Annotated in this window: 25 protein-coding genes; 16 read left to right on the top strand and 9 right to left on the bottom strand. The window is 66.6% G+C overall.

Going from position 1 to position 24970, the window contains the following annotated elements; genetic code table 11:
* Positions 1–3: 3 nt before the first annotated feature.
* The 7 genes from Q9R14_RS08060 to Q9R14_RS08030 all read left to right on the top strand — a co-directional run bounded on the left by Q9R14_RS08060 (position 4) and on the right by Q9R14_RS08030 (position 5356).
* Positions 4–276: an aa3-type cytochrome c oxidase subunit IV gene (locus Q9R14_RS08060; RefSeq protein ID WP_017505952.1), complete on the top strand. Its 273-nt coding sequence runs from the start codon at positions 4–6 to the stop codon at positions 274–276.
* Positions 277–406: 130 nt separating this feature from the next.
* Positions 407–1540: a Re/Si-specific NAD(P)(+) transhydrogenase subunit alpha gene (locus Q9R14_RS08055; RefSeq protein WP_306004078.1), complete on the top strand. Its 1134-nt coding sequence runs from the start codon at positions 407–409 to the stop codon at positions 1538–1540.
* 213 nt (positions 1541–1753) lie between these two features.
* The gene (locus Q9R14_RS08050; RefSeq protein WP_306004077.1) at positions 1754–2092 is read left to right on the top strand and encodes an NAD(P) transhydrogenase subunit alpha; all 339 of its coding nucleotides are present in this window, start codon (positions 1754–1756) and stop codon (positions 2090–2092) included.
* A complete protein-coding gene (locus Q9R14_RS08045; RefSeq protein ID WP_159850074.1) occupies positions 2089–2355 on the top strand; it encodes a hypothetical protein in 267 nt (88 codons plus the stop codon). Before Q9R14_RS08050 ends, Q9R14_RS08045 begins: the two co-directional genes overlap by 4 nt.
* A 13-nt stretch (positions 2356–2368) precedes the next feature.
* Positions 2369–3790, top strand: a complete 1422-nt coding sequence (locus Q9R14_RS08040; protein WP_306004076.1) for an NAD(P)(+) transhydrogenase (Re/Si-specific) subunit beta — start codon at positions 2369–2371, stop codon at positions 3788–3790.
* A gap of 3 nt (positions 3791–3793) precedes the next feature.
* Positions 3794–4198, top strand: a complete 405-nt coding sequence (locus tag Q9R14_RS08035; protein WP_306004075.1) for a DUF1801 domain-containing protein — start codon at positions 3794–3796, stop codon at positions 4196–4198.
* Between the two features lie 51 nt (positions 4199–4249).
* The gene (locus Q9R14_RS08030; protein ID WP_371929773.1) at positions 4250–5356 is read left to right on the top strand and encodes an acyltransferase family protein; all 1107 of its coding nucleotides are present in this window, start codon (positions 4250–4252) and stop codon (positions 5354–5356) included.
* A 2-nt stretch (positions 5357–5358) separates the two neighbouring features.
* Here the strand turns inward: Q9R14_RS08030 and Q9R14_RS08025 are convergent, their stop codons facing one another.
* On the bottom strand, positions 5359–5583 hold the full coding sequence (locus Q9R14_RS08025; protein ID WP_242078308.1) for a hypothetical protein: 225 nt from the start codon (positions 5581–5583) through the stop codon (positions 5359–5361).
* A gap of 91 nt (positions 5584–5674) precedes the next feature.
* Here Q9R14_RS08025 and Q9R14_RS08020 point away from each other — a divergent pair, with 91 nt between their 5' ends.
* The 3 genes from Q9R14_RS08020 (at position 5675) to Q9R14_RS08010 (ending at position 8772) form a co-directional block, all read left to right on the top strand.
* A complete protein-coding gene (locus tag Q9R14_RS08020; protein ID WP_306004073.1) occupies positions 5675–6664 on the top strand; it encodes a WYL domain-containing protein in 990 nt (329 codons plus the stop codon).
* Positions 6665–6736: 72 nt separating this feature from the next.
* Positions 6737–8170: a hypothetical protein gene (locus tag Q9R14_RS08015; RefSeq protein ID WP_306004072.1), complete on the top strand. Its 1434-nt coding sequence runs from the start codon at positions 6737–6739 to the stop codon at positions 8168–8170.
* Between the two features lie 68 nt (positions 8171–8238).
* Positions 8239–8772, top strand: a complete 534-nt coding sequence (locus Q9R14_RS08010) for a hypothetical protein (RefSeq protein ID WP_306004071.1) — start codon at positions 8239–8241, stop codon at positions 8770–8772.
* On the opposite strand, the gene ychF is transcribed toward Q9R14_RS08010, so the two are convergent.
* From ychF to Q9R14_RS07970, 8 genes are all read right to left on the bottom strand, one after another.
* Positions 8765–9859 (bottom strand): redox-regulated ATPase YchF, encoded by a 1095-nt coding sequence (gene ychF / locus Q9R14_RS08005; protein WP_306004070.1) that lies wholly within the window; start codon positions 9857–9859, stop codon positions 8765–8767. The genes Q9R14_RS08010 and ychF overlap by 8 nt on opposite strands.
* Before the next feature lie 70 nt (positions 9860–9929).
* On the bottom strand, positions 9930–10421 hold the full coding sequence (locus Q9R14_RS08000; protein WP_306004069.1) for a copper chaperone PCu(A)C: 492 nt from the start codon (positions 10419–10421) through the stop codon (positions 9930–9932).
* Positions 10422–10434: 13 nt separating this feature from the next.
* Complete coding sequence (locus Q9R14_RS07995; RefSeq protein ID WP_306004068.1) at positions 10435–11790, bottom strand: PepSY domain-containing protein; 1356 nt, start codon at positions 11788–11790, stop codon at positions 10435–10437.
* A complete protein-coding gene (locus Q9R14_RS07990; RefSeq protein ID WP_306004067.1) occupies positions 11790–13871 on the bottom strand; it encodes a TonB-dependent receptor domain-containing protein in 2082 nt (693 codons plus the stop codon). Before Q9R14_RS07990 ends, Q9R14_RS07995 begins: the two co-directional genes overlap by 1 nt.
* 69 nt (positions 13872–13940) lie before the next feature.
* Positions 13941–14327 carry a hypothetical protein gene (locus tag Q9R14_RS07985; RefSeq protein WP_306004066.1) on the bottom strand — a complete coding sequence of 129 codons (387 nt, stop codon included), beginning with the start codon at positions 14325–14327 and terminating at the stop codon, positions 13941–13943.
* Between the two features lie 49 nt (positions 14328–14376).
* Positions 14377–14985, bottom strand: a complete 609-nt coding sequence (gene pth / locus Q9R14_RS07980; RefSeq protein ID WP_306004065.1) for an aminoacyl-tRNA hydrolase — start codon at positions 14983–14985, stop codon at positions 14377–14379.
* Positions 14986–15071: 86 nt separating this feature from the next.
* Positions 15072–15704 (bottom strand): 50S ribosomal protein L25/general stress protein Ctc, encoded by a 633-nt coding sequence (locus Q9R14_RS07975; protein ID WP_055755012.1) that lies wholly within the window; start codon positions 15702–15704, stop codon positions 15072–15074.
* 134 nt (positions 15705–15838) lie between these two features.
* Complete coding sequence (locus tag Q9R14_RS07970; protein WP_306004064.1) at positions 15839–18127, bottom strand: ATP-binding protein; 2289 nt, start codon at positions 18125–18127, stop codon at positions 15839–15841.
* A 144-nt stretch (positions 18128–18271) separates the two neighbouring features.
* On the opposite strand from Q9R14_RS07970, the gene Q9R14_RS07965 reads away from it, so the two are divergent.
* From Q9R14_RS07965 to phoB, 6 genes are all read left to right on the top strand, one after another.
* The gene (locus tag Q9R14_RS07965; protein ID WP_306004063.1) at positions 18272–19669 is read left to right on the top strand and encodes a cell wall metabolism sensor histidine kinase WalK; all 1398 of its coding nucleotides are present in this window, start codon (positions 18272–18274) and stop codon (positions 19667–19669) included.
* A 139-nt stretch (positions 19670–19808) separates the two neighbouring features.
* Positions 19809–21239, top strand: a complete 1431-nt coding sequence (gene pstC, locus Q9R14_RS07960) for a phosphate ABC transporter permease subunit PstC (RefSeq protein ID WP_306004062.1) — start codon at positions 19809–19811, stop codon at positions 21237–21239.
* Positions 21232–22536, top strand: a complete 1305-nt coding sequence (pstA, locus tag Q9R14_RS07955; RefSeq protein WP_066623249.1) for a phosphate ABC transporter permease PstA — start codon at positions 21232–21234, stop codon at positions 22534–22536. The genes pstC and pstA overlap by 8 nt, the downstream gene beginning before the upstream one ends.
* Before the next feature lie 4 nt (positions 22537–22540).
* Entirely contained in the window at positions 22541–23488 is a 948-nt protein-coding gene (pstB, locus tag Q9R14_RS07950; protein ID WP_306004061.1) for a phosphate ABC transporter ATP-binding protein PstB, read from the top strand.
* Between the two features lie 4 nt (positions 23489–23492).
* On the top strand, positions 23493–24218 hold the full coding sequence (gene phoU / locus Q9R14_RS07945; protein ID WP_017505976.1) for a phosphate signaling complex protein PhoU: 726 nt from the start codon (positions 23493–23495) through the stop codon (positions 24216–24218).
* A gap of 20 nt (positions 24219–24238) precedes the next feature.
* Positions 24239–24931, top strand: a complete 693-nt coding sequence (phoB, locus tag Q9R14_RS07940) for a phosphate regulon transcriptional regulator PhoB (protein ID WP_017505977.1) — start codon at positions 24239–24241, stop codon at positions 24929–24931.
* The last annotated feature ends 39 nt before the right edge of the window (positions 24932–24970 follow it).

Here is a 24970-nt window from a genome sequence, read left to right as displayed (position 1 = left end):
CTGATGGCCGACCTGCACGACACCGCCAACGCACCTGCCGACGCCGATGCGCAAGCCTATCTGCACGGCCATATGGAAGTGCGCGAACAGGTCTCAACCTACCGCCTGTTCCTGAACCTGGCCAAGTGGGGCAGCCTGGCCATCGCCGTCTTGCTGCTGTTCTTGACCCTGTGGTTCCACCCGGGTGGCAGCTTCATGGCCGCCGTCATCGGCGCGGTTGTTTTGGGCGGCGTCGGATTCGTGGCGCTGAAGTCCAAGCCGGGCGCCGCGCACTGAGGCTTGCATCAGATCGCCTTGGGACGGTCTGAAATCACGCATTCTCCTCAAGCTTTGGCATAACCGTGCTTTGACGGCCTGCGCCAGAACGGCCTAACCTTCGTTCAACGAAAAGAACGAGGGGATTCGCTTGGCCGTCGCTATCGCCGTCACCCGTGAACGTCGCGAAGGCGAGACGCGCTGCGCCGTCACGCCTGAGACGGTCAAGAAGCTGATCGCCCTGGGGGCGACCGTCACGGTCGAGGCCGGGACCGGCCTGGGCTCCTCCATTCCCGACGCCGACTATGCCGCCGCAGGCGCTGTGGTGAAGCCGGACACCCGCGCCGTGCTTGACGACGCCGACATCGTGCTGAAGGTGCGCGGACCCACGGCCCAGGAAACCAGCGCGCTGAAGCCCGGCGCCATCGTCATCGCCATGCTGGACGCTTATCGGGATAAGGCGACCGTCGACGCCCTGGCCGGGGCCAACGCCACCGCCTTCGCCATGGAGTTCGTGCCCCGCATCACCCGCGCCCAGGTCATGGATGTGTTGTCGTCCCAGGCCAACCTGGCCGGATACCGCGCGGTGATCGAGGCGGCCTACGCCTACGGCAAGGGCTTCCCGATGATGATGACGGCGGCCGGTACGGTTGCTGCGGCAAAGGTCTTCATCATGGGGGTGGGGGTCGCGGGCTTGCAAGCCATCGCGACAGCGCGTCGTCTGGGCGCCGTCGTCACCGCCACGGACGTCCGCCCCGCGACCAAGGAGCAGGTCGAGAGCCTGGGCGCCAAATTCCTGGCCGTCGAGGACGAAGAGTTCAAGAACGCCCAGACCGCCGGCGGCTACGCCAAGCCCATGTCGGCCGAATATCAGGCCAAACAGGCCGAGCTGACCGCCAGCCACGTGGTCAAGCAGGACGTGGTCATCACCACGGCCCTGATCCCCGGCCGCGCCGCTCCGGTGCTGCTGACCGCCGCCCATGTCGCCTCGATGAAGCCCGGCTCGATCATCATCGATCTGGCGGTCGAGGCGGGCGGCAATGTCGAGGGCTCCAAGCTGAATGAGGTCGTGACCACTGCGAACGGCGTCACCATCGTCGGCTGGTCGAATCTGCCCGGCCGCATCGCCGCAGACGCCAGCGCCCTCTACGCTCGCAACCTGACCGCCTTCGTCGGGCTGTTGATCAAGGACGGCGGTCTGGCGGTCGATCTCGAAGATGAGATCCTTAAGGCGGCGGTCGTCACCAATGCCGGGGCCGTGGTGCATGAAGGGGTGCGGGGATGAGTGCGATCTGGAAACACCCATTCCACCTCGTAGCGATTGTCGCCGGCGCTGCCGCAGTCGCGGTGGTTCTCTGGAAGTTAGATCCTTCGGGGCAGCACTTTGCGGCATACGCCGGCGTTATGGTGGCGATGTTGGCCGCTGTTGATCTTGCTCGCCGTCTTGGGTTGGAACCCAAAAACGATCCGGCTCGACCAAAGAACAGGACGTAGCGATATGGAACACGTCGATCCCACGGTCTTCCGCCTGGCCATCTTCGTTCTGGCGATCTTCGTCGGCTATTACGTCGTCTGGAGCGTGACGCCGGCGTTGCACACGCCGCTGATGGCTGTGACCAACGCCATTTCCAGCGTCATCATTGTCGGCGCCCTGATCGCGGCGGCGGCCGTGTCCGGTGGCGCGACCGGCCCCAGCGCCTGGATCGCCAAGGGGGCGGGCGTCGTCGCCGTCACCCTGGCCAGCGTCAACATCTTCGGCGGCTTCATGGTCACGCGACGCATGTTGGCCATGTACAAGAAGAAGGAGCGGCCGACCGCTCCGAAGGCGTCTTCGTGACCGACGCCGCACAGATCGCCATCACCGGCTCCTGGGTCGCGACCGGCGTCGGCTTCGGGCTGTGGCTCTACGGCTGGTTCGGGACCAAGATCCCCATCAAGCGCCAGCGGCTGCACGACTGCGGCATCGCCCTGGTCTTTTCGGCCATTCTGGTTCGGGTGGTGACGCAGGACCGGCCGCTGGGCGTCTTCGAATGGGCCCTGTTCTTTATCGGCCCGCTGTTCATCGCCGCCGCCCTGTGGCGGCTGGCCCGAACGTCTTGAGGGGAGGGGCGTGATGAACGCATCGCTGGCCGCACTGGCCTATCTGGTTTCCGGCGTCCTGTTCATCCTGTCGCTGCGGGGGCTGTCCAGCCCCGAGACCAGCCGTCAGGGCAACACCTTCGGCATGGTCGGCATGGCCCTGGCCATCGGCGTGACCCTGCTGACGCTGGGCGCGACGGGGGCGCTGGATACCGTGACCCTGGCCCTGATCGCGGGCGGCGTCATCGTCGGCGGCGGGGCCGGCGCCCTGATCGCCAAGCGTGTGGCGATGACCGACATGCCGCAACTGGTCGCCGCCTTCCACAGCCTGGTCGGCATGGCTGCCTGCCTGGTCGCCATCGGCGCCATCTATGCGCCCGACGCCTTTGGAATTCTGTCCGACGACGGAAACGGCATCAAGACGCTGTCGATCATCGAACTCAGCCTCGGCGTCGCCATCGGGGCCATCACCTTCACCGGCTCGGTCATTGCCTTCGCCAAGCTGAATGGCAACATGAGCGGCGCGCCGATCATCCTGCCGGCGCGTCACCTGATCAACGTCGGCCTAGCCCTGGCGCTGGTCTTCCTGATCGGCATTCTGATCGGCACGAATGGCGCCGCGACCTGGGCCTTCTGGGGCGTTTTCCTGATCGCGCTGGTTTTGGGCGCGACCCTGATCATTCCCATCGGCGGCGCCGATATGCCGGTCGTCGTGTCGATGCTGAACTCCTATTCCGGCTGGGCCGCGGCGGCGCTGGGCTTCACGCTGGAGAACATCGCCCTGATCATCACTGGCGCCCTGGTCGGGTCGTCGGGCGCGATCCTCAGCTACATCATGTGCAAGGGCATGAACCGCAGCTTCGTCTCGGTGATCCTGGGCGGGTTCGGCGGCGGCGATGCGGCGGCGGGGCCGGGCGGCGCCAAGGAGACGCGCCCGGTTAAACAAGGCTCGGCCGAGGACGCCGCCTTCATCATGAAGAACGCCTCCAAGGCCATCATCGTGCCCGGCTACGGCATGGCGGTGGCCCAGGCCCAACACGCCCTGCGTGAAATGGCCGACAAGCTGAAGGAGGAGGGCGTCGAGGTGAAATACGCCATCCACCCCGTCGCGGGCCGGATGCCGGGCCATATGAACGTCCTGCTGGCCGAGGCCAACGTCCCCTATGACGAAGTGTTCGAACTGGAGGATATCAACGCCGAGTTCGCCACCGCCGACGTCGCCTTCGTCATCGGCGCCAATGACGTGACCAATCCGGCGGCCAAGACCGACCCGACCAGCGCCATCTACGGCATGCCGATCCTGGACGTGGAAAAGGCCGGCACCGTCCTCTTCATCAAGCGCGGCATGGGTTCGGGCTATGCCGGGGTCGAGAACGAACTCTTCTTCCGCGACAACACCATGATGCTGTTCGCCGACGCCAAGAAGATGGTCGAAGGGATCGTGAAGGGGCTTTGAGCCATGGCCAGTACGCCCAAGACCGGCCCCACAGACGCCTCTGTCGATGACTTCTTGTCTGCGATCGACGATCCACGCCGACGGTCTGACGCTCATGCCGTCGCCGCGCTGATGTCGGAGATCACCGGTGAACCGGCCGTGCTCTGGGGACCGTCCATCATCGGGTTCGGCAATGACGGCGGCCCCAAGGGCGGCTGGCCGCTGATCAGCTTGTCGCCGCGAAAAGCCAATCTGGTGCTTTATGTCGCTAGGGATTTCCCTGAACGAGCCCAGCTGATCGCCCGCCTGGGCAAGGTGAAGACCGGCGTCGGGTGCGTCTATATTTCGCGCCTCGAGGATGTCGATCAGGCGGTTCTGCGCGACCTTTGCGGTCGCGCTGTTCACGCGGTCGAAGCCAGCTCGGACTGAAGTCTCTTCAGACCCCTATCGCGCAACCTTGACCGGCGCTATCACGCGTCCGTGAACACCCTGTCCGGACCTATTCCTGCCGCCCATCGCCGTTTCGAGGCTTTGGATTCCCTGCGGGGTGTGTGCGCCATCCTTGTCGTGATGTTTCACATGCCGGTCGCAAGTCATTGGCGCGACTGGGGTTTCATTCAGCATTCCTATCTGTTCGTCGATTACTTCTTCGTCTTGTCGGGCTTTGTGATCGCCCACGCCTATGCGAACCGACTGAAGTCGGGACGTGACGCCGGACGGTTCATGGTGCGGCGCTTTGGGCGGATCTGGCCGCTGCATCTGCTGATGCTGGCGGCCTTTATCGGGCTGGAGCTGGCGCGTCTGATCTTCCATTTCGACAGCGCGCCGCCGTTCACGCGGGATCGGTCGATCGAGGCGATCTTCACCAATCTGGCGCTGATCCAGGCCTGGCATGTGCATCCCTATCTGACCTGGAATGGGCCGGCCTGGACGCTCAGCGCCGAATGGGCCTGCTATCTGATCTTCGCCGGCCTGGCGCTGATCGCGCCCAAGCGTTTCCGCTGGATCGGGCTGGTGCTGGCGATCATCGGCGGGGCGTTGGTGCTCAGCTACGCCCGGCGCTGGATGAATACGACCTATGACTTCGCCGTGCCGCGCGCGGTCTATGGCTTCTTCCTGGGCTGCCTGCTGCAGGGGCTGTGGACGCGCATTCCGCGGCTTAAGGACGGCGCCGCGACGCTGTTGGAGATCGCGGCCATCGTCGCGGCCTGCATCTTCATCGGCTATGCTCAGGGGCCGATCACCGTGGCCGTCACCTTGATCTTCGTGGCGCTGATCTGGGTCTTCGCGGGCGAGGAGGGGGCGCTGTCACGCGTGCTGGACCATCCGGCTCTGGTCACCCTGGGGCGGTGGTCGTTCGCCATTTACATGGTCCACATGTTCATCCTGACCGTGATGATGATCGTGGCCAGGAAGCTGGACCTGGTCCCGGTTCGTCGCATCGATTTCGGCTCGATCTGGCTGAACGACCTGTTCGCCGTCGCCATGTTCGGCTTCATCGTCGCGGTCGCCGTTGTGGCGCACCGACTGGTCGAGCAGCCGGCCCAGCGTATGATCGACCGCTGGACCAAGCCGAAGGCGGCCTAATTTCAGGCAGCCATCCGCCACTCGGGGGCCGTGTCGCCGGCGCGGCCTTCGTCCCACAGCATGTCCTCGTCCGAATAGCGGCTGCTTGCGGCCGCCGAGATGACATCGACCACCTGTTCCTCCAGCCGGTCCCAGATCACGGCGAGGTCGGACGACCCATCGGCCTCGCACGGGACGATGATGTAGCGGCTGGCGTTGACGGTCTGAGTGGGTTGGAAATGCGCCATCTGATGATCTCCTGAAGCGGGGGCCTCTTGTCGATGGTGTCGTTATGAAGCAGTGTTGCGTCAGAAACGGACGTAGGGATCGGCGAAGGCATTGAGACACGACAAGGCGGCGATGGTGATCGATCTGGCGCGCCGCATGGCCGCCAGCGCCGAAGGGCTGAGCCTGGACGAGATCGCGCGCGACATGCGGGTCGGTCGCCGCACCGCCGAACGGATGCGCGACGCGGTTCTGATGCTGTTCCCCCAGGTGGACGAGGTCTCGGACCCGCCGTCCAAACGCTGGCGCATCCGGGGCGGTCTGTCGGCGTTCGAACAGGCCCCGACGGCGACCGAAATGCTGGAACTGTCCAAGGCCGCGACCGCCCTGCGCGCCGCCGGCGAACCGGCGCGCGCCACGGCGCTGGAAGGGCTGGAGCGCAAGCTGAAGGCGGCGATGCGGTCGACTACCCTGAACCGGATGGCGCCGGATCTTGAGGCCTTGGTCCGGGCTGAAACTATTGCGGTCCAGGCCGGCCCTCGACCCTCCGCCGACGAGGCCATGCTGACCGCCATTCGCGCGGCGGTGCTGGCGCAACAGCCGCTGGGCTTCACCTATTCCCGTCCGGGCGCCGAGCCGCGCCGGCGCAGCGTGGCGCCCTGCGGCGTAATGTTCGGCCGGGCCAACTATCTGGTCGCCGCCGACCGCGAGACCGGCCGCATACAGACCTTCCGCCTGGACCGAATGAGCCATGTCGCCCCGCAGGAGGGGTTGGCCGTGCCGCCCGCCGATTTCGACCTCGGTGTCTTCGCCAGCCAGTCCTTCGGCATCTATCAGGACGAGATCGAGGACGTCGTGTTGCGCATCGCGCCCGAGGGCGCGGCCGAGGCCAGGGGCTGGCGCTGGCACCCGACCCAGTCGTTTGAGGACCAGTCGGACGGCGGCGTGATCGTGCGGTTCCGCGCCTCGGGCATGCGCGAGCTGGCCTGGCATCTGTTCACCTGGGGCGAGCAGGTGCAGATATTGGCGCCGGAGCGGCTAAAGGCCGTGATGGCCGGCGAACTGGCGGCGGCGGGCCGCGCCTTGGAACGGGCCTCAGCCTGACGAAACCGTAAGCTGACGCGGCGCGTTGACGACCGCTAGGCTTCGCGCCGAGCGCCCTTCAGGAGATCGCCCTTGCGTGTCCATGCCTTCGCCTCGTCCGCCGTTTTGGCCCTCGCCCTTATGAGCGGCGCCTGCGCCGCCGGACCCATGTCGGCGCCGGCGACCCTTCAGGAGGAAGGCGGACCCCTGGTGACGGTGACCCGCGACGGCGATCACCTCAACATCGACTATCGCTTCGGGCGCGACGTGCCGGTCTGGGCCTTCCAGGATTCGGCGCTGGAACAGGATTCGCGCCAGCCCTGGCGGCCGCGCCAATGGACGGTCGAGACGCCCGGCGTCGTCATGGAGCGACGCGGCCATTACGACATCATCCGCAGCACGGACGGCGGGCCTGTGCCGCGCGAGGTCCGCTTCCGCGTTCGACCGCAGGCGGTGGATCTTGAGGCCGAGTATCCGACCCTGCTGTTCTCCAATGGCGCGGTGGCGCTGCCGACCCGGCAACTGGACGTCTTCGCCCTGCCGTCGGCCCAGGCGGCTGAACAGGTGCCGGACGACCTGAACCGGATCCGGCTGGATGGCGGTCCCTCGCGCGTGACGTGGCGGGACGAGAACGGACCCGTCCTGTTCAACGGGCGCCGCCGCGACGAACTGACCACGACGGACGAGCGCAGCTATGTCCTGCTGGGCGAGGCGACGTTGACGCCGGGCGACGGCCTGTCGACCGTCATGGACCCCAATCTGCCGCCGTGGATCGGGGAGGAGATCCGCGGCTTTGCGCCGCGTGTCGGTCATTACTATCGCGACCGCCTCGGCGCGCCGGGCTCGGGCGGCGATACGCCCATCGTCATGGTGGCCTGGAACGGGCCGACCGAAAGCATGACCAGCATGGGCGGCAGCGTCCTGCCGGGCCTGATCGTCATGTCGTTCGAGGGCAGGGGCGTAACCTCGCCCCAGCCGGAAATCGTGGAGCGTTCGCGCTGGTTCATCGGCCATGAGGGGGCGCATTTCTGGCTGGGACAGACGGTGCGATACGCCTTCGCCGACGAGGCCTGGATCACCGAGGGCGGAGCCGACCTGATGGCCGTGCGCGCGCTGAAGGCCCTCGATGCAAACTATGACGACCGGGCCGAGCTTCAGTCCGAGGTGGACGACTGCGTCAACCTGGCTCGCCAGCCGGTCGCCCAGGCCGGCGCCCGGGGCGAACACCGCGCCTATTACGCCTGCGGGGCTGTCTTCGCCCTGGCCGCGGAGGGCGCGCAACGCCTGCGGACCGGCGGCGACTGGTTCGACTATCTCAGACCTCTGCTGCGCCAGCCGGATAGTGTGCTCAGCCGCGAGGAATGGCTGACGGCCCTGACCCGGATATCGCGCGACCCGTCGCTGCGCGGCGATGTCGAGCGGCTGCTGGATCAGGGCGCGCCCTATCCGTCCGCCGTCATCGCCCGCCTGTTCCAGCGCACCGGCGTGGCCTTCCGCATGATCGACGGCCGCGTGGTTCTGAGCTGAATCCGATCTCAGTCGCTGGCGCGGATTGTCGGATTGAACCCGAACCTTGGCCGTGGCGTTGTGGCGGGATGAAAACTGCCTTGATCCCGATGGCGGGTGCGATCGCCCTTCTGGCCGCCTGCGGCGATCACGAGGTCAATCCGCCGAACGAACCGGCGGCGCCCCTGCGCACGCCCGAGGCCATGCAGCCGGTCGAACCGCCGGGCCCGTCGTCTCTGGTCGGGCGGGGGCCGCGCAGTTTCGTGGGCGTTTGGGCGGCGAACCCGCAATGGTGCGCCCGGCCCCAGGGCGAACGCAGCCCGATCATCCTGACGCCGCTGCGCTTCGACGCCTATGGCCGCAACTGCGATATCGCCAGCATCGACGAGACGGGTTCCGGCTATGTCGCGGTTCTGCGATGCGCGGGGCGGGCCCAGACCGAGCGGGTGCATATGAGCACGAGCGGCGACGTGATGAACCTGACCTATGTCGATCAGGACATGAAGACGGTGAAACTGGCGCGCTGCCCCGGTTCGCCGCGCGCGCCCGATCCCGCCAATCCGCTGGAAAAGATGATGAAGAAGGACGGGGCCGAAACCCCGTCCGCCGCGCCACCTAGTTGAACAGGAAGTTCATCACGTCGCCGTCCTTGACGACATAGGACTTGCCTTCGGCGCGCAGCTTGCCGGCCTCGCGGGCCTTGGCTTCTCCGCGCAGAGCGACAAAGTCGTCGAAAGCGATGGTTTCGGCGCGGATGAAGCCCTTCTCGAAGTCGGTGTGGATCACGCCGGCCGCCTGGGGCGCGGTGTCGCCGACATTGATGGTCCAGGCGCGGGCTTCCTTTGGCCCTACCGTGAAATAGGTTTGAAGGCCCAGCAGCTTATAGGCCTCGCGAATCAGACGATTCAGGCCGGGCTCTTCAAGACCCAGGGTCTCCAGGAACTCCTTCTGTTCCTCGTCGTCCAGCACGGCGATCTCGGACTCGATCTGGGCCGAGATGACGACCGAGTTGGCGTTGTCCTGGGCGGCGCGGGCTGCGACCTTGTCGGACAGGTCGTTGCCCTTGTCGGCCGAGCTTTCCTCGACGTTCGAGACATAGAGGGCGGGAAGCGCCGTCAGCAGTTGCAGCATGTGCCAGGCCTTGATGTCCTCCTTGGACACCTCGGCGGTGCGCGCGGGCTTGCCGGCGTTCAGCTGGGCCAAGGCCAGATCGACCAGCTTCAGCGTCAGGACGGATTCCTTGTCGCCGCCCTTGGCGCGCTTCTCGAGCTGCGGCCGGCGACGCTCCAGGCTTTCCATGTCGGCCAGCATAAGCTCGGTCTCGATGATCTCCAGATCGGCGATCGGATCGATGCGGTCCTCGACGTGGGTGATGTCGTCATCGACGAAGCAGCGGGCGACGAAGGCCACGGCGTCGCAGTCGCGGATGTTGGCCAGGAACTGGTTGCCCAGGCCTTCGCCCTTGGACGCGCCGCGCACCAGACCGGCGACGTCGACGAAGGTGATGCGGGCCGGGATGATCTCTTTCGAACCGGCGATCTCGGCCAGGGCGTTCAGACGCGCCTCGGGCACCGCCACATCGCCGGTGTTCGGCTCGATGGTGCAGAACGGATAGTTGGCCGCCTGGGCCGCCGCCGTCTTGGTCAGGGCGTTGAACAGGGTGGACTTGCCGACGTTGGGCAGGCCGACGATCGCGACTTTAAGAGCCATGGTATTCCTCGTGAGGCGCGAGCCTTTAGCGGGTTCAGAGCCGTTTGTCAGGCTCGCGCTTCAACTGAGGTCAGTGGGCGCCGTGATCCATGCCGTCCATGGCCGGTTGGCGAACCTGCGCCTGAACCGTGATCGCCGGCGCCGACGCGAACTGGAAAGTCAGCGGCACGGTCTCGCCGGCGACCAGAGGCGCGGTCAGGCCGATGAGCATCAGGTGGTTGCCTCCCGGCGCCAAGGCCACGGCCTGACCGGCGGGCAGGGGCAGGCCCGCCGTCAGCTCGGCCATCTTCATCATGCCGTTCTCGGTCTTCATCTCGTGGACCTGAAGCGATGCGGCGCGCGGGGTCGATCCCCCCGTCAGCCTGTCGTCGGTCGCGGCGGTCAGGGTGACATAGCAGCCGCCGGCCTTGGCCCCGTTCGGCGACGGGCGGCACCAGGCGTCGGTCGCGGTCACGGTGGCGGTCGCCGTCGGCGTCTTAGCCGTCGGCGCCTTGGCCGGCTCGGACGGATTGCAGGCCGCCAGCGACAGGGCGGCGGCGGCAAGGGCGAGTTTGATCTTCATGGCGTCAGGTCTTTCACGAGGCGGCGGAACGGCGCCGGATCATCGGACGTAGGGCTCGGTCGAGCAATACGGCCGCGATCAGGCTCAGTCCCGTCAGGGGATAGAGGATGGCGAGGGGCAGGACGATGCCGAGCACAGCGGCGCGCGCGCGCGGTCCCGGCGGCGCAGGCGGCGCGCCCAGGCGTCGGCGCGACAGTTTGGGCGGGCGGCGCTTCCACCACATGACCAGGCCGCTGATCGCCAGCAGCCACACGCCGATGCAGCCCATCAGCATGACGATACGGTTTGCCTGTCCGAACTGCGTGCCCTGGTGCGTATAGATGCCGAACTCGATGGCCTTGGCGCCGGCGCCGAACTGGTCATAGCCGATGTCGCCCAGCAGCCGCCCGGAGGCCGCATCGACGTAGAGCGACCGGCTGTCCTGAACCCGTGTCGCCTGGGTCGTCAGCGTATAGGCGGTGCCGTTGGCCTTGGGGATGTTCACCGTATAGGGGCGCGCCAGGCTGGCCTGATCCGCGACCCGCAGAACCTTCGCCAGGCCGCCATGGCCGGCATGGTCTTGGGTCATCACCATGCCCTCCATGGTCCAGCCGGCCCCGACCGGCGCATCGTGGTGCTGCGCCCTCTGCCAGGCGCCGGCGATGGGGGCGGGCGGCCGCCCGAGCCCCGTCTCCTTGACCGCTCCCATGACCTTGTCGCCCCAGACCGCCGACCACGGCATGCCGGTCACGGCCAGAAACAGCACGACCCCGCCGACATAGAACCCCGTCAGCGCATGCAGGTCGCGCCAGAACGGCCGGCGGCGGGTGTCGGTCGTCTGCGGTGCAAGGGTCGCGACCCCCCGCCCGCGCGGCCACCACAGATAGAGCCCCGTGGCGAACAGGATGATTGTCCAGCCGGCGACGATCTCGACCAGGATGTTGAACGGCCGCCCCAGCAGGGTCAGGCTGTGCGTCTTCTTGACCAGCTCCATGAACCCGCCGGCCGGAATGACGCCGGTGGCCCGCCCGGTGTGCGGATCGACGAAGACCGTCTTCTGCACCCCATCGGGTCGATCGACCCGCAGCCGGATCGCCTGATCGTCGCGGGCAGGCATGACCAGATTGGCGACCCGCCCGCCCCCTGCGGCCTGGGCGGCCGAAGCCACCCAGGTTTCCGGTGCCGCCTGAGCTTGAACGGCCGGCACGCGGATCATGTCGCGATACAGAAAGCCGTCGATCTCGTCCTTGAACAGATAGAGCCCCCCCGTCAGGGCCAGCAGCATCAGCACCGGCATGACGAAGACGCCGGCATAGAAGTGCCAGCGCCAGACCGCCCGATAGGCGCCGGACAGGTCGTCCAGCGTCGTCTTGTCGAGATTGCGCGCCATCAGTAGCTCATCCTGACGCCGACATAGGCCGAACGGCCGTCGCCGGGGAAGAAGACGGCCTTGGACACGGTGGCCACGCGGGCGTCCGTGACCGCGCCGAAGTTCGACACATAGGCTTCGTCGAACAGGTTGCGGACATCGGCGAACACCGTCAGTCGGCGATTGACGGTCCAGCCCATGTTCAGGTTCGCGACGGCGTAGGACGGCGACTTCAGAGTGTTGGCATAATCGACCCAGGCATCCTTGATCGACCATTCCACGCTAGGCGCGATGAACCAGCCGGCCGGATCGTCGTAGCGAATCTCCGCGCGGTACAGATGCGGCGGCACGACTGGCAGATGGCCGTCGCCATAGACCTTGTCCCCGTCGAAATAGAAGTCGGAGAAGGCGTAGGTCTGGCGCAGCCGCCATTCCGGCGTAATCCGCCAATCCAGCCCTGCTTCGATCCCCTGGTGGATGGTCGGTCCCGCATTGAAGGTCGCGGCCGGTATGCCCAGGGCGGCGTTTACAGCAAAGTTCAGCAGTTCGTGTTTCAGATCGGCGCGATAGGCGGTCACGTCCCAGGTCAGCGGTCCCCGCCGACCCCGCGTGCCGACTTCCCAGGTCACGGCCTCTTGCGGCACGAGGGGCTGATAGCCGCCGGCAGTCGGCGACAAGGCCGAGAAGTTGGGCGGCTCGATCGAGCGGGTCACGTTGGCGAAGACCTGGGCGCCGTCCTCGCTCTCCCACAACAGGCCGGCGCGAGGCGCGAACCAGTCGAAGGTCTTGTCGGTGGTCAGGTCGATCGTGCCGACGACGCCGGGAACGACATAGCTCTGATAGTCGCGCTCGGCGCGCCCCCAGGTTCCTCCCGCGACCAGCGCCAGGCGATCGGTCACGAACAGCCGCCCCTCGCCGAAGACATCCAGCCCCTTGCCGTTCTGGAAGCTGCGGGCGCGTAAACCGTTCTGCTGTCCGCCGACATTGACCCACTGTTTGGCGTCCAGATCACCCTGTCGATACCAGGCGCCATAGAAGGCGTCGGCGCGCAGGCCGCCGATCCGGCCCTGCCAATCGAAACGGCCGAAGGCGCCGTAGTTGCGGCTCTGCTGGTCGATGACCTGGAAGATGGGATGGTCCAGGTCTTTCCAGGTTCCATAGAGGGCGCCCTCGAACACCGTTGAATCGTCCAGCCTCCAGCGGGTCTGCAAAGTGGTGCGAAGCGAGCGCATATTGCGCTGATAGTTGAGGCCGATGTTGGCGGGATTGGCCGCCTCGGGATTTGTCAGGGCGTCGGACAGACTGACGCTGCCCGGGATCTCCTGATGGATGTCGCCCCACGAGGCCAACAGGCGAACTTCGCGATCCTGCCCAAAGCTGCGCCCGATGTTGCCCGACAGGTTCAGCGCCTTGCCTTCGCTCTGTTGACGCCACCCATCGACGCTCTGGCCCGTGACGGCGGCGAAACCGTCCCAATCGCCGCGAACGCCCGCGACCTCGGCATGGCCGCGCACGGTTCCGTAAGAGCCGCCGTCCAGGCGCAGGTTCAGGTTGGACGAGGCCGTGCGCCCCGTCGGCGTAACCAGATTGACCGCCCCGCCCAGCAGGGCTCCGCCGAACCGCAGCGCATTCCCGCCCTTGTAGACCTCGGTGTAGCGGGCGATCAGCGGGTCGATCAGCTGGAAGTCACCGAACCCGTCGGCCTCGTTGAACGGCACGCCATCCTGAGCCAGCAGAACGCCGCGATTGTGAACCGCATTGCCTATGCCCGATCCACGAATCGACAGGCGAATATCGCCGCCCCACTTCTTTTGGGCATAGACGCCGGGCGCATCGCGCAGAACGTCGGCGAGGTTGGTCGCATACCGGTCGGCATAGGATTCGGCTGAAATTACAGCAACGGCGCCCGGCGTGCGCGACAGCCGCTGTCGCGCGTCTGCGACGACGGGCGGATCCTCGGCGTTGCGGCGGCCGGTGACGATGACGCTGTCCAGCAAAGCCGGTTCGGGAGTTTGCTGGGCCAAGGCGGGGCTTGTCCAACCGGCGTTGGATAAGGCGGCGAGCAGCAGCGCGCAGGGCGCTGCGGTGGTCTTGAAGGACATGGGATTGAACCTGAAATCAGAACGAGACGGCGCGCGGGCGCTGGGGCCGGCGCGAGCTTGGGGTCTGGTTCAGGCTTGGGGTGGGGCGGTGGACGGCGGACGCGGCGGCGCGCGAGCGGGCGGCGGCGGGCTGACGCTGGCGGCGACATAGACGACGCGCTCGACGTTGCGGACCACCGGCGCCGGCTCGGGCGCAGGCGGGCAGGGCAGGGCGGCTGCCAACGGCATGACGCAGGCCGCGCATTTGGCCCCGACGTGCTTGTTGACCGGGCCGTCCATGCCGCCGGACTGGATGGTCTGGGGGCCTTCCGCCGAACAGATGACCAGCGGATGGCCCGGCTGAACCGCCGCCAAGGCCGCGAACGGCAGCAGGGTTCCGAGCACGAGCGCAAACACCGCCGCCAGGAAGGCGAGCGATTGCGAGATCGACCAATTGTCGGCCTGAGCGCGGGTCACGTCTGGCCTCTACGGCGTTTTGCGACGGCGCGATAGGCGGCGGTTTGTCCTAAAGCTCGCCGCGCGCGGCCTGGCGGGGGCTGAACTTCGGCGCGGGGGCCAGGCGCATGACCTCGCCCTGATAGCGTTCGTCGTCGCCGGCGATCGCGAAGGGCAGGGCGTCGGCGCAGGCCTGAAGCATGGCGTCCAGCCAGGGCTGTTCGGCCTTGTGAAAGTCCCCCAGGACGTGGGGCATGACCAGTTCCTTTTCGCCCGGATGGCCGATGCCCATGCGTGCACGTCGGAAGTCGGCGCCAAGATGACTGATCAGGGAGCGGATGCCGTTCTGGCCGGCCGCGCCGCCGCCGGTCTTCATGCGGAACCGCCCTGGGGCAAGGTCGATCTCGTCGTGGAAAACGATGATTTCACTCGGCTTGATCTTGTAGAACCGCGCCGCCTCGCCGACCGCCCGACCGCTTTCGTTCATATAGGTCTGGGGCTTCATCAGCAGGATCTTGGTCCCGTCGACCAGACCCTCGCTGACGATCGACTGGAACTTGGCGCGCTCAGGCCCGAACCGCCACCGGCGCGCGATCTCGTCGGCGGCCATGAAGCCGATGTTGTGCCGGTTCTTTTCGTATTTCCCGCCCGGATTGCCGAGCCCCGCGATGATGATCATGGCGTCCTCTTGCCGTTTGCGTCAGGCAAAGAAAAGCCCCGCACGGCGAACCGGGCGGGGCCTGATCTTGTCGAAGCGACGAAGGATCAGTCTTCGGTCTTCTCAGCCGGAGCGGCTTCGGCTTCGGCGGCTTCGTCAGCGGCTTCCGACAGGGCGGCCGACGAGATCTTGACCGTGGCGATCACGAAGTCGCGGTCGGTGATGGTGGCTTCCGCGCCCTTGGGCAGCTTGATGTCCGAGATGCGGATGGTGTCGCCGATTTCGGCCTTGGCCAGATCGACAACCAGTTCTTCCGGGATCTGGTCGGCGCGGACCAGGATCTCGACAGCGTGACGGACGATCTCCAGCGAGCCGCCCTGGCGCGAGTAGGGCGCTTCATCGGCGTTCAGGAAGTGCACCGGCACTTCGATCTTGACCGGAGCCTTCTCGTCGACGCGCATCAGGTCGAAGTGCAGGGGGCGGTCCGAAACGGGGTCGAACTGCACGTCCTTGGCGATGACCGGCTGGGTTTCGTCGCCGTACTTCAGGGTCACCAGGTGGCCCAGCAGCTTGCCGGTGTAGAGCGACTTGCGGAAGTCCTTCTCGTTCACCGAAATGGCGACGGGGGCTTGCTCGCCGCCGTAAAGGACGCCCGGCACGAAACCGGCGCGACGCGCAGCGCGAGCGCCGCCGGTGCCGACGCCATCGCGGACGTCCACGTTCAGAATGATCTCGGCCATGTGGCTCGCCTCAACAACAACGGAAACGCCGCGCCAACCCGGGGCTCTCGCGGCGGGGGTGATGAACCCTCGAATTCAAGAGCGCGGGCTATTACACGCATCAGGTCCAAGGCGCAACCGTCAAAGGTTCCGCTTCAGGCCGCCTGCGTGCGATCGTTCACCAAGGCGGCTGGCGCGGTGACGATGTCCAGCAGTTCGGCGGCGTTGAATGGCTTGGCCAGGTGGTGGTCGGCCCCGGCTGCGCGTCCGGCGGCGACGTGCTCCGGCATGGCGTTGGCGGTCAGCATGACGATCGGCGTGCGATCCAGACCCATCGTCGCCTCGTGCAGGCGAATCTCTTGGGTCGCGGTCAGCCCGTCCATGACGGGCATCTGCATGTCCATCAGCACCAGGTCGAAGGTATCGGCCCGGAAGCTTTCCACCGCCTGGGCGCCGTTCTCGGCGATCACGATCTGCGTCGGCGTCTGCGCCAGAATCAGTTCGATCACGCGGCGGTTGGTCGGATGGTCGTCGGCGACCAGCACGCGGATCGTCCGCGCCTGCTCCGCGACAGCGGGTTGGGTCGGCGCAGGCTCCTTGCGCGACGGGGCCTCAGTCTGTCTCAGCGGCAACGTCAGGATGAAGGCCGCGCCGCCGCCGGGTTCGCTTTCGCAGCCCAGGTCGCCGCCCATCATCTCGGCCAGCTGACGACAGATGGACAGGCCCAGTCCCGAACCGCCGAACTTGCGCGTGATGCCGCCGTCGGCCTGTTCAAACCGGCTGAACAGGCGCGCCCGCGTCGCGGCGTCGAAGCCGATGCCGCTGTCCTCGACGGTGAAACGCAGCACGGGCGAGCCCTCGCGATCCGCCCCACGCTGCACGATCAGACCGACGAATCCCTTGCTGGTGAATTTGACCGCGTTGGAAATCAGATTGGTCAGAATCTGCTTCAGGCGCACCGCATCGCCCAGGATCCAGACGTCGTCCTCCAGATCGATATCGACGTGGAAGTCGAGATGCTTCTCACGCGCGTTCTCGGCATAGAGCTGAGCCGCTTCGCGCACGACCGTCGCCAGTTCGAAGGGGTCTTCGGTCAGCTCCAGCTTGCCCGATTCGACGCGCGCCAGATCCAGGATGTCGCTGAGCAGGGTCTGCAGCGTCTTTCCCGACGCCTGCATCAGATCCAGCATCTCACGCTGCTCAGCCGTCAGATCGGTCTTGGCCAGGGCTTGGGACAGGCCGATCACGCCGTTCAACGGCGTGCGGATCTCATGGCTCATATTGGCCAGAAACTGGCTCTTGGCCACGTTGGCGGCCTCGGCCGCGTCACGCGCTTCGGAAAGGGCCTCGGCGTCGCGCTTCAGATCGGTGATGTCGTTGCAGACCGTGACCGTCCCGCCCTCGGACGTACGGCGATCCTGGATACGCAGCCAACGCCCGCCGGCGACCTGTTGCTCGCTGTTTGATGACAGCTGACGACGCGCCTGCATGCGCTCGTTCAGCCATTCTTCTTCGCGGCCCGCCGCCTCCTGATAACGGCCCTCGTCGATGCCGATGCGAAGAGCTTCGCGGAAGGTCAGGCCGACGACCAGATGCGGCTCGAGCTCGGGGTTCACCTCGGCATAGCGCGCGTTCCAAAGCACCAGCCGATCCTTGGAATCATAGAAGCCCAGGCCATCGGGCATGGCGTCCACCGCCTCGCGAATACGGCGCAACGCGGTGGCGCGCGAAATATAGGCCATCATGCCTAGGACGGCGGCGGCCGTGCAGATCATCAGCAGAATGGCGGCCAGCAGCAGTCGCATCGCCTCGCTGGACAGCCCTTGGTCGGCGGCGACGGTCGGGTCCGGCGTCACCATGATGGCGGACATGCCGATGAAATGAAGAACGATAACTGTCGCGGAAAGTCCCGTCGTCGTCGCCAGCAGGCGCAGCAGCCCGCCTCGACGATAGAAGAAGGCCGTCGTTCCGCCGATCGCCAGGGCTGCGACGATGGACAGGGCGACAAGACCGGGATCCCAGCTGATGTGCGCCGGCGCTCTTATGGCGGCCATGCCCAGATAATGCATGGCGCCGACGCCGGCGACCGCGATCACCGCAGCAAGCACGCGCCACATCCGGCCCTTGCCCATCAACGTCGAGCCGATCGTCAGGCCGATCATGGCCAGCGCGATCCCAAGAGAGGCGACTGTCAGGAACGGATTGTAACGCACCGGCACGCCGGCCACGAACCCTTGCATGGCCACGAAATGGGTCGCCCAGATGGACAGGGCGCCGATCATGACGGCCAGCAGGACCGAACGGCGGCGTCGACCGGGATCGCGCCGGCCCATCCGCTGCATGACGTGGGTGGAGACGCCCAGACCGGCCATGCAGATCAGCGCAGCGAACAGCGTGATCCGCCAGTCGTGATCGTGCGCAATACAATGGATTATGCGGTCCACGAGGCCTCCCCTTGAGCGTACGATAGACGACAATTCTAAAGAAACCGTGCGGCGAAGCTTATGGGCGCCGCAGGCTGTCGGCACGCCGTCACAGAATCCGTGCAAGGATCGGAATCGTTCTTCAGTTCGAGGTCACCCGGACCCATGCCTTACGAAGTCTCGCCATCGCCCGTCGCGCCGGTCTCCACCTCGCGGCTGTGGACGGTCGGCGCCAGCATCGGCATCGCCATCGTGACCTTGCTCGTGCTGGCGATCCTGCATCCCGAACTAGCCAACTGGCTGCTCGGCGGGGCGGTGATCGTGGCGGCCTCGGCCTGGCTGTTGAACCTGAGCGAGGCGAGCAGGGCCGAGCCGGCGGCCAGTCAAGGCGCTGCGACTGAGCCCGCTATCGACATGATGACGGGCGATCTTCTCGACCGTGTGTTCGAGGCGCTGGACGATCCGGTGCTGGTGGTCAGCGGCGGCGAACCGGACGACATCGCCGGGCGTCGCATTGTCATGGCGAATGCGGCGGCGCGCGAGCTTCTGCGCATCCAGCGTCAGGGCGCCTTGCTGGTCCAGGTGATCCGCGAACCGGGCGTGCTGGAGGCGGTGGACGAGGCCCTGTTCGGCGGGACGGCCCGCACCACGGATTATGCGACGGGCGGTCAGCGCGACCGACGCTGGCGCGCCTGGACCCGGCCGCTCTCACTCGAAGCGTCAGGCAAGGCCGGGCCGGAGCTGGCCCTGCTGATCCTGCGCGACGAAACGGACTCGCGCCGTATCGAGATGATGCGCGTGGACTTCCTGGCCAACGCCAGCCACGAACTGCGTACGCCCCTGGCCTCGCTCAGCGGTTTCATCGAGACGCTGAAGGGCCACGCGCGTGAGGACGTCGTCGCGCGCGACCGCTTCCTGGACATCATGTCGGCCCAGGCGGACCGTATGGGGCGGCTGGTCGCGGATCTGCTGTCACTCAGCCGGATCGAGCTGAACGAGCATATTCCGCCCTCTGGCCGCGTCGATCTGGACCGCGCCGCCTCTGACGTGGTTGACGCCATCAGCGTTCTGACGCGCGAAAAGGAGATTTCCATCGCCTTGGATCAGGGCGAGGCGAGGGCGTCGATCAGCGGCGATCGCGACGAGATATTGCAGGTGGTGCAGAACCTTCTCGACAACGCCGTCAAATATTCGTCACGCAACGGCACGGTCGAAATCTCGGTCCGTTCGGACCTGTCGTTCGACGAGGCCTGGGCCTCGCGCATGCCCGGCGCCACACGACTGCCGCTGGTCACGCCGGACCGCACGGCGGGCGTCTCCTATGCCGCCGTCACGGTGCGCGATCATGGACCCGGCATGGCGCGCGAACATCTGCCCCGCCTGACCGAGCGCTTCTATCGGGTCGAGGGTCAAAAGAGCGGCGAGCGGCAGGGGACGGGGCTTGGACTGGCCATCGTCAAACACATCATCAACCGTCACCAAGGCGGTCTGGTGGTCGAAAGCGCGCCAGGCATGGGCGCGGCCTTCACCGCCTGGTTCCCTCAGCCGGTCGAGCGACGCTGAAGCGCGACGGACGGTCGCTGTCACCCAACTGTCATCGACCCGTCGTAATCCGCTGACCATTCGCAGGCAGTAGTCGCGCCGCGTTGGTCCCGATGTTCAGGACCGTCGTCGATTCGCGCACGGCGCTTCGGACTTCTGAATGTTCTGGATTTATCTGCTGATCCTCGTCGCCTTGAGTGCGGCCGCCTTCCTGGGCGGGCGAGCGTTGGCGCGTCGTCGTGCGATCGGCGCAAAGCCCCATTCCCGCCCCGGCCAGCACGGCGCCTATGCGCTGATCTGGGTCGCCGCGCCGGCTCTGCTGGTCTTGATCCTGGCCTCGGTCTTCGCCGCCCCGCTGCAGCGTCAGCTGACGGCCGCCGGCACGCCTGATGCGGTCGCGGCCTTGGAGCCGTTCCGTCGCGACGCCTTCTTCGCCGACGCCCACCGCGTGGGTCGTGGCGAGCCTGCCATGCAGATCTGGGAGCGTCCGCTGGCCGAAGAGCTGCCGGTCGAGGCGCGCCGCATGGTTCGCATCGAACGCACCCTGTCGTGGGGCGGCGGCGTCGCCGCCATCCTGGCCGCCATCCTGGGCGGACTGTTCGCCCTGACGCAGATCAAGCCTCAGACGCGCGCCCGCAACCGGGTCGAGGGCTGGATCTACGGCGCCCTGTTCGTCTGCTCGGCCATCGCCGTCCTGACGACCCTGGGCATCATCGCCTCCCTGGCCTTCGACAGCTTCCGCTTCTTTCAGAAGGTGCCGGTTCTCGACTTCCTGTTCGGCACCCAATGGAGCCCGCAAATCGCCATCCGCGCCGATCAGGTCGGATCGTCGGGCGCCTTCGGAGCCGTGCCGCTGTTCGCCGGCACTCTGCTGATCATGGTCATCGCCATGTGCGTCGCCGCGCCCATCGGCCTGCTGTCGGCCATCTATCTGTCGGAATACGCCAGCCGCACCACCCGCGCGGTGATCAAGCCGCTGCTGGAGATTCTCGCCGGCGTCCCGACCGTCGTCTACGGCTTCTTCGCCGCCCTGACCGTCGGGCCGTTGCTAAGGGTCTTCTTCAACGAGATCGGCCTCTTCCTGATCGGCGGACCGCTGGACGGGCTCGGCCAATACCTGGCTCTGGTTCAGAACCAGATGGCCCTAACGGCGGGCGCGGTGATGGGCATCATGCTGATCCCGTTCGTGTCGTCCCTGTCCGACGACATTCTGAACGCCGTGCCCCAGTCGCTGCGTGACGGCTCGTTCGCCATGGGTGCGACCAAGTCCGAGACGGTGAAGCGGGTTCTTCTGCCCGCCGCGTTGCCGGGCATCGCCGGCGCCCTGCTGCTGGCGGTGTCGCGCGCCATCGGCGAGACCATGATCGTGACCATGGCCGCGGGCCTGGCCGCCAATCTGACCTTCAATCCGCTGGACACCGTCACCACCGTCACCGTGCAGATCGTGACCCTGCTGACCGGCGACCAGGAGTTCAACAGCGCCAAGACCCTGTCCGCCTTCGGCCTGGGCCTGACGCTGTTCCTGGTCACCCTGCTGCTGAACATCATCGCCCACCGGATCGTGCAGACCTATCGGGAACAATATGACTGACGCGACCCCCGATCAGATCGACGGCGCGGCCGCCAAGGGTCGTCTCGACCGCCTGCGTGCAGGTCTGAAGCGTCGCCACGCCAAGGAAACGCGCTTCAAGTGGTATGGCCGCCTGGCCATCGCCGCCGCCATGCTGTTCCTGGCCGTGCTGCTGGTCCGCATCGTCGAACAGGGCCACACCGCCTTCTACACCCACACCGTCACCGTGCCGGTCTTCATGGACCCGGCGCGCGTGGACCGCGCCTATCCGCAGGGCTCCAACTTCGAGCAACTGGCCGCCGAGCAGCAACTGGCCCGCATGGGCATTCAGGACGACGCGGCCGGCACGAAGGCCGCGCAGATGAAGCGGCTGTTCTCGTCGGAGCTGAAGTTCGTCGCCGCCGATCTCGTCGCCAAGCGCAGCGAAGTCATCGGCGAGACCGTACCCCTGGCCGTGCCGCTGTCCGATGACGCCGATCTGTATCTGAAGGGCGAAATCTCCAGGGAGACGCCCGAAGATCAACGCCGCCTGACCGACCAGCAGATCGCCTGGCTGGACCGGATGCAGACCGAAGGCGTGATCGGCTCGCACTTCAACACCGCCCTGTTCACCAACGGCGATTCGACCCAGCCCGAGCTGGCGGGCGTCCTGGGCGCCGTGGTCGGTTCGGCCCTGATGCTGATGGTCACGGCCCTGATCGCCATTCCGCTGGGCGTTGGCGCGGCCATCTGGCTGGAAGAGTTCGCGCCCAAGAACAAGCTGACCGACATCATCGAGGTCAACATCAACAACCTCGCGGCCGTGCCGTCGATCGTCTACGGCCTCTTGGGTCTGGCCCTGTTCATCAACTGGATGCATCTGCCGCGCGCCAGTCCCATCGTCGGCGGTCTGGTCCTGGCGCTTATGGCCCTGCCGACCCTGGTCATCGCCACCCGCTCGGCGCTGAAGGCCGTGCCCCCGTCAATCCGAGAGGCCGCCCTGGCCATGGGCGCATCCAAGACCCAGACGGTGTTCAGCCATGTCCTGCCGCTGGCCATGCCCGGCGTCATGACCGGCGCCATCATCTCGATGGCCCACGCCCTGGGCGAGACCGCGCCGCTGCTGCTGATCGGCATGGTCAGCTTCGTGCCGGGCGTGCCGCACGCCATCGACCAGCCGGTCGGCGCGTTGCCCTCGCTGATCTACATCTGGGAGAACGCCTCGGAGCGGGCCTTCCACGAACGCACCGCTGCGGCGATCATCGTCCTGCTGGTCTTCATGATTATCATGAACGCGGCGGCCATTATCCTGAGGCGGCGCTTCGAGCGTCGGTGGTAAGAGAATGAAATTCCGTATTTTCCGCTCCGCCGAGGACCAGACCGGCGCCGGCTCGGTCGATCCGACCGAAGCGCCGCGCATGGGCGGCCAAGTCCTGCCCGAAATCGCTTCGTCCAAGGCCGCGGCCGCCGAACCGCGCGTCGAGGACGCCACGCCCCGGTCCGGCCCCGCCGTGGTCGACAGCCCGCCCGTCGGTCCGATCAAGATCGCCGCGCGCGACGTCTCGGTCTTCTATGAGGGCAAACAGGCGCTCTACGACGTCTCGCTGGATATTCCGGACAAGACCGTCACGGCCCTGATCGGCCCGTCGGGCTGCGGCAAGTCCACCTTCCTGCGGACCATGAACCGCATGAACGACACCATCGCCGGGGCCAAGGTCACGGGCCGCATCGCCATGGATGGCGAGGACATCAACGACCGCTCCATCGACCCGGTGCTTCTGCGCGCCCGCGTCGGCATGGTGTTCCAGCGTCCGAACCCCTTCCCGAAATCGATCTACGAAAACGTCGCGTACGGGCCCAAGATCCACGGCCTGGTGTCGTCCAAGGCCGAGATGGACGAGGTCGTCGAGAAGGCGCTGAAGCGCGCCGGTCTGTGGGACGAGGTCGCCGACCGCCTGCAATCGTCGGCCATGGGCCTGTCAGGCGGCCAGCAGCAGCGTCTGGTCATCGCTCGCGCCATCGCCGTGAACCCCGAGGTCATCCTGATGGACGAGCCCTGTTCGGCGCTGGATCCCATCGCCACGGCGCGGATCGAGGAGCTGATCGACGAACTGCGCGAGCGGTTCTGCATCGTCATCGTCACCCACTCGATGGCCCAGGCCGCGCGCGTGTCGCAACGCACCGCCTTCTTCCACATGGGCCGTCTGGTCGAGACCGGGGACACGGAAGACATCTTCCAGAATCCGCGCGAACGGCGCACCCTCGACTACATCACGGGACGCTTCGGCTAATCCGATGAACCAGCACACCGTCAAAGCCTATGGCGACGAACTGAACCAGATCACGGCCGAGATCGCCCGCATGGGCGGCCTTGCCGAGGCCCAGGTCGCGGACGCCATCGATTCCGTCGCCCGGCGCGACATTGCCCTGGCCCGCGCCGTGGTGGAACGCGATCTGAAGCTGGACGCCCTGCACCGCGATATCGAGAAGAAGGCGATCCGCCTGATCGCCCTGCGCCAGCCGGTCGCCAGCGACCTACGCCGCACCCTGGGCGCCATGAAGATCGCCACCGATCTGGAGCGCACCGGCGACCTCGCCAAGAACATCGCCAAGCGCGCGCTGATCTTGGCCGAAGCCCAGCCGATGCAGCCCCTGACCCGTTCGATCGAGCGGATGGGACGGCTGGTCTCGACCCGCCTGCGCGATGTGCTGGACGCCTATACGGCCTCGGAACTCGATCGGGCCGTCGCAGTCTGGCAGACCGACGACGAGGTCGACGAGCACTACAACGCCCTGTTCCGCGAACTGCTGACCTACATGATGGGCGATCCGCGCACGATCGGGGCCTGCACCCATCTGCTCTTCATGGCCAAGAACCTGGAGCGGATCGGCGATCACGCGACCAACATCGCCGAGACCGTTCACTACGAGATCACGGGCGAGGACATCGTGGGCGAACGCCCGCGCGCCCAGCCCACGGCTGAGGATTCCGATCCGACGCCGAACCTTTCGACGCACTGACCCGAGACCGGAGACCCGACGTGCAGCCCTATATCCTTGTGATGGAAGACGAGGACGCGCTGGCGACCCTTCTTCAGTACAATCTCGAAAAGGAAGGCTACGACGTCGCCGTCGCCGCCGACGGCGAGGAGGGCATGCTCCAGATCGACGAGCGTCTGCCCGATCTGGTTCTGCTGGACTGGATGCTGCCCAAGCTGTCGGGCATCGAGGTCTGCCGTCGTATTCGCGGCAAGGCCGAGACCCGCAACCTGCCGATCATCATGCTGACGGCGCGCGGCGAGGAGAGCGACCGGGTTCGCGGCCTGGACACCGGCGCGGACGACTATCTGACCAAGCCCTTTTCGATGGTCGAGCTGATCGCGCGCATCCGCGCCGTCCTGCGCCGCATCCGTCCCGGTCTGGCCGACGACCGTTTGAACCACGGCGACATCGTCGTGGATCGCGTCTCGCACCGGGTGAAGCGCAACGGCAAGGAGGTCCATCTGGGCCCGACCGAGTTCCGCTTGCTGGACCACTTCATGCAGCACCCCGGACGGGTGTTCAGCCGCGAGCAGCTGCTGGACGCGGTCTGGGGCTCGGACGTCTATGTCGAGGCCCGCACCGTCGACGTCCACGTCGGTCGCCTGCGCAAGGCCTTGGCCATCGCCGACGAAAGCGCCAATCCCATCCGCACGGTCCGCTCGGCGGGCTATTCGCTGGATTTGGAAGGCTGATATCAAAAAAGGGCGGCTCCCCGGAGCCGCCCTTTCTCG

This window comes from Brevundimonas sp. C43, from assembly GCF_030732185.1.
Taxonomy (GTDB): Bacteria; Pseudomonadota; Alphaproteobacteria; order Caulobacterales; family Caulobacteraceae; genus Brevundimonas; species Brevundimonas diminuta_C.
Note: the sequence above shows the minus strand (reverse complement) of the source record. Positions and strands in the feature narration are given on the sequence as shown.

Coding starts and splice junctions, on each gene's coding strand:
- Q9R14_RS08060 (WP_017505952.1), top strand. CDS start 4: ATGGCCGACCTGCACGACACCGCCAACGCACCTGCCGACGCCGATGCG.
- Q9R14_RS08050 (WP_306004077.1), top strand. CDS start 1,754: ATGGAACACGTCGATCCCACGGTCTTCCGCCTGGCCATCTTCGTTCTG.
- Q9R14_RS08040 (WP_306004076.1), top strand. CDS start 2,369: ATGAACGCATCGCTGGCCGCACTGGCCTATCTGGTTTCCGGCGTCCTG.
- Q9R14_RS08035 (WP_306004075.1), top strand. CDS start 3,794: ATGGCCAGTACGCCCAAGACCGGCCCCACAGACGCCTCTGTCGATGAC.
- Q9R14_RS08025 (WP_242078308.1), bottom strand. CDS start 5,583: ATGGCGCATTTCCAACCCACTCAGACCGTCAACGCCAGCCGCTACATC.
- Q9R14_RS08010 (WP_306004071.1), top strand. CDS start 8,239: ATGAAAACTGCCTTGATCCCGATGGCGGGTGCGATCGCCCTTCTGGCC.
- ychF (WP_306004070.1), bottom strand. CDS start 9,859: ATGGCTCTTAAAGTCGCGATCGTCGGCCTGCCCAACGTCGGCAAGTCC.
- Q9R14_RS08000 (WP_306004069.1), bottom strand. CDS start 10,421: ATGAAGATCAAACTCGCCCTTGCCGCCGCCGCCCTGTCGCTGGCGGCC.
- Q9R14_RS07995 (WP_306004068.1), bottom strand. CDS start 11,790: ATGGCGCGCAATCTCGACAAGACGACGCTGGACGACCTGTCCGGCGCC.
- Q9R14_RS07990 (WP_306004067.1), bottom strand. CDS start 13,871: ATGTCCTTCAAGACCACCGCAGCGCCCTGCGCGCTGCTGCTCGCCGCC.
- pth (WP_306004065.1), bottom strand. CDS start 14,985: ATGATCATCATCGCGGGGCTCGGCAATCCGGGCGGGAAATACGAAAAG.
- Q9R14_RS07975 (WP_055755012.1), bottom strand. CDS start 15,704: ATGGCCGAGATCATTCTGAACGTGGACGTCCGCGATGGCGTCGGCACC.
- Q9R14_RS07965 (WP_306004063.1), top strand. CDS start 18,272: ATGCCTTACGAAGTCTCGCCATCGCCCGTCGCGCCGGTCTCCACCTCG.
- pstC (WP_306004062.1), top strand. CDS start 19,809: ATGTTCTGGATTTATCTGCTGATCCTCGTCGCCTTGAGTGCGGCCGCC.
- pstA (WP_066623249.1), top strand. CDS start 21,232: ATGACTGACGCGACCCCCGATCAGATCGACGGCGCGGCCGCCAAGGGT.
- pstB (WP_306004061.1), top strand. CDS start 22,541: ATGAAATTCCGTATTTTCCGCTCCGCCGAGGACCAGACCGGCGCCGGC.
- phoU (WP_017505976.1), top strand. CDS start 23,493: ATGAACCAGCACACCGTCAAAGCCTATGGCGACGAACTGAACCAGATC.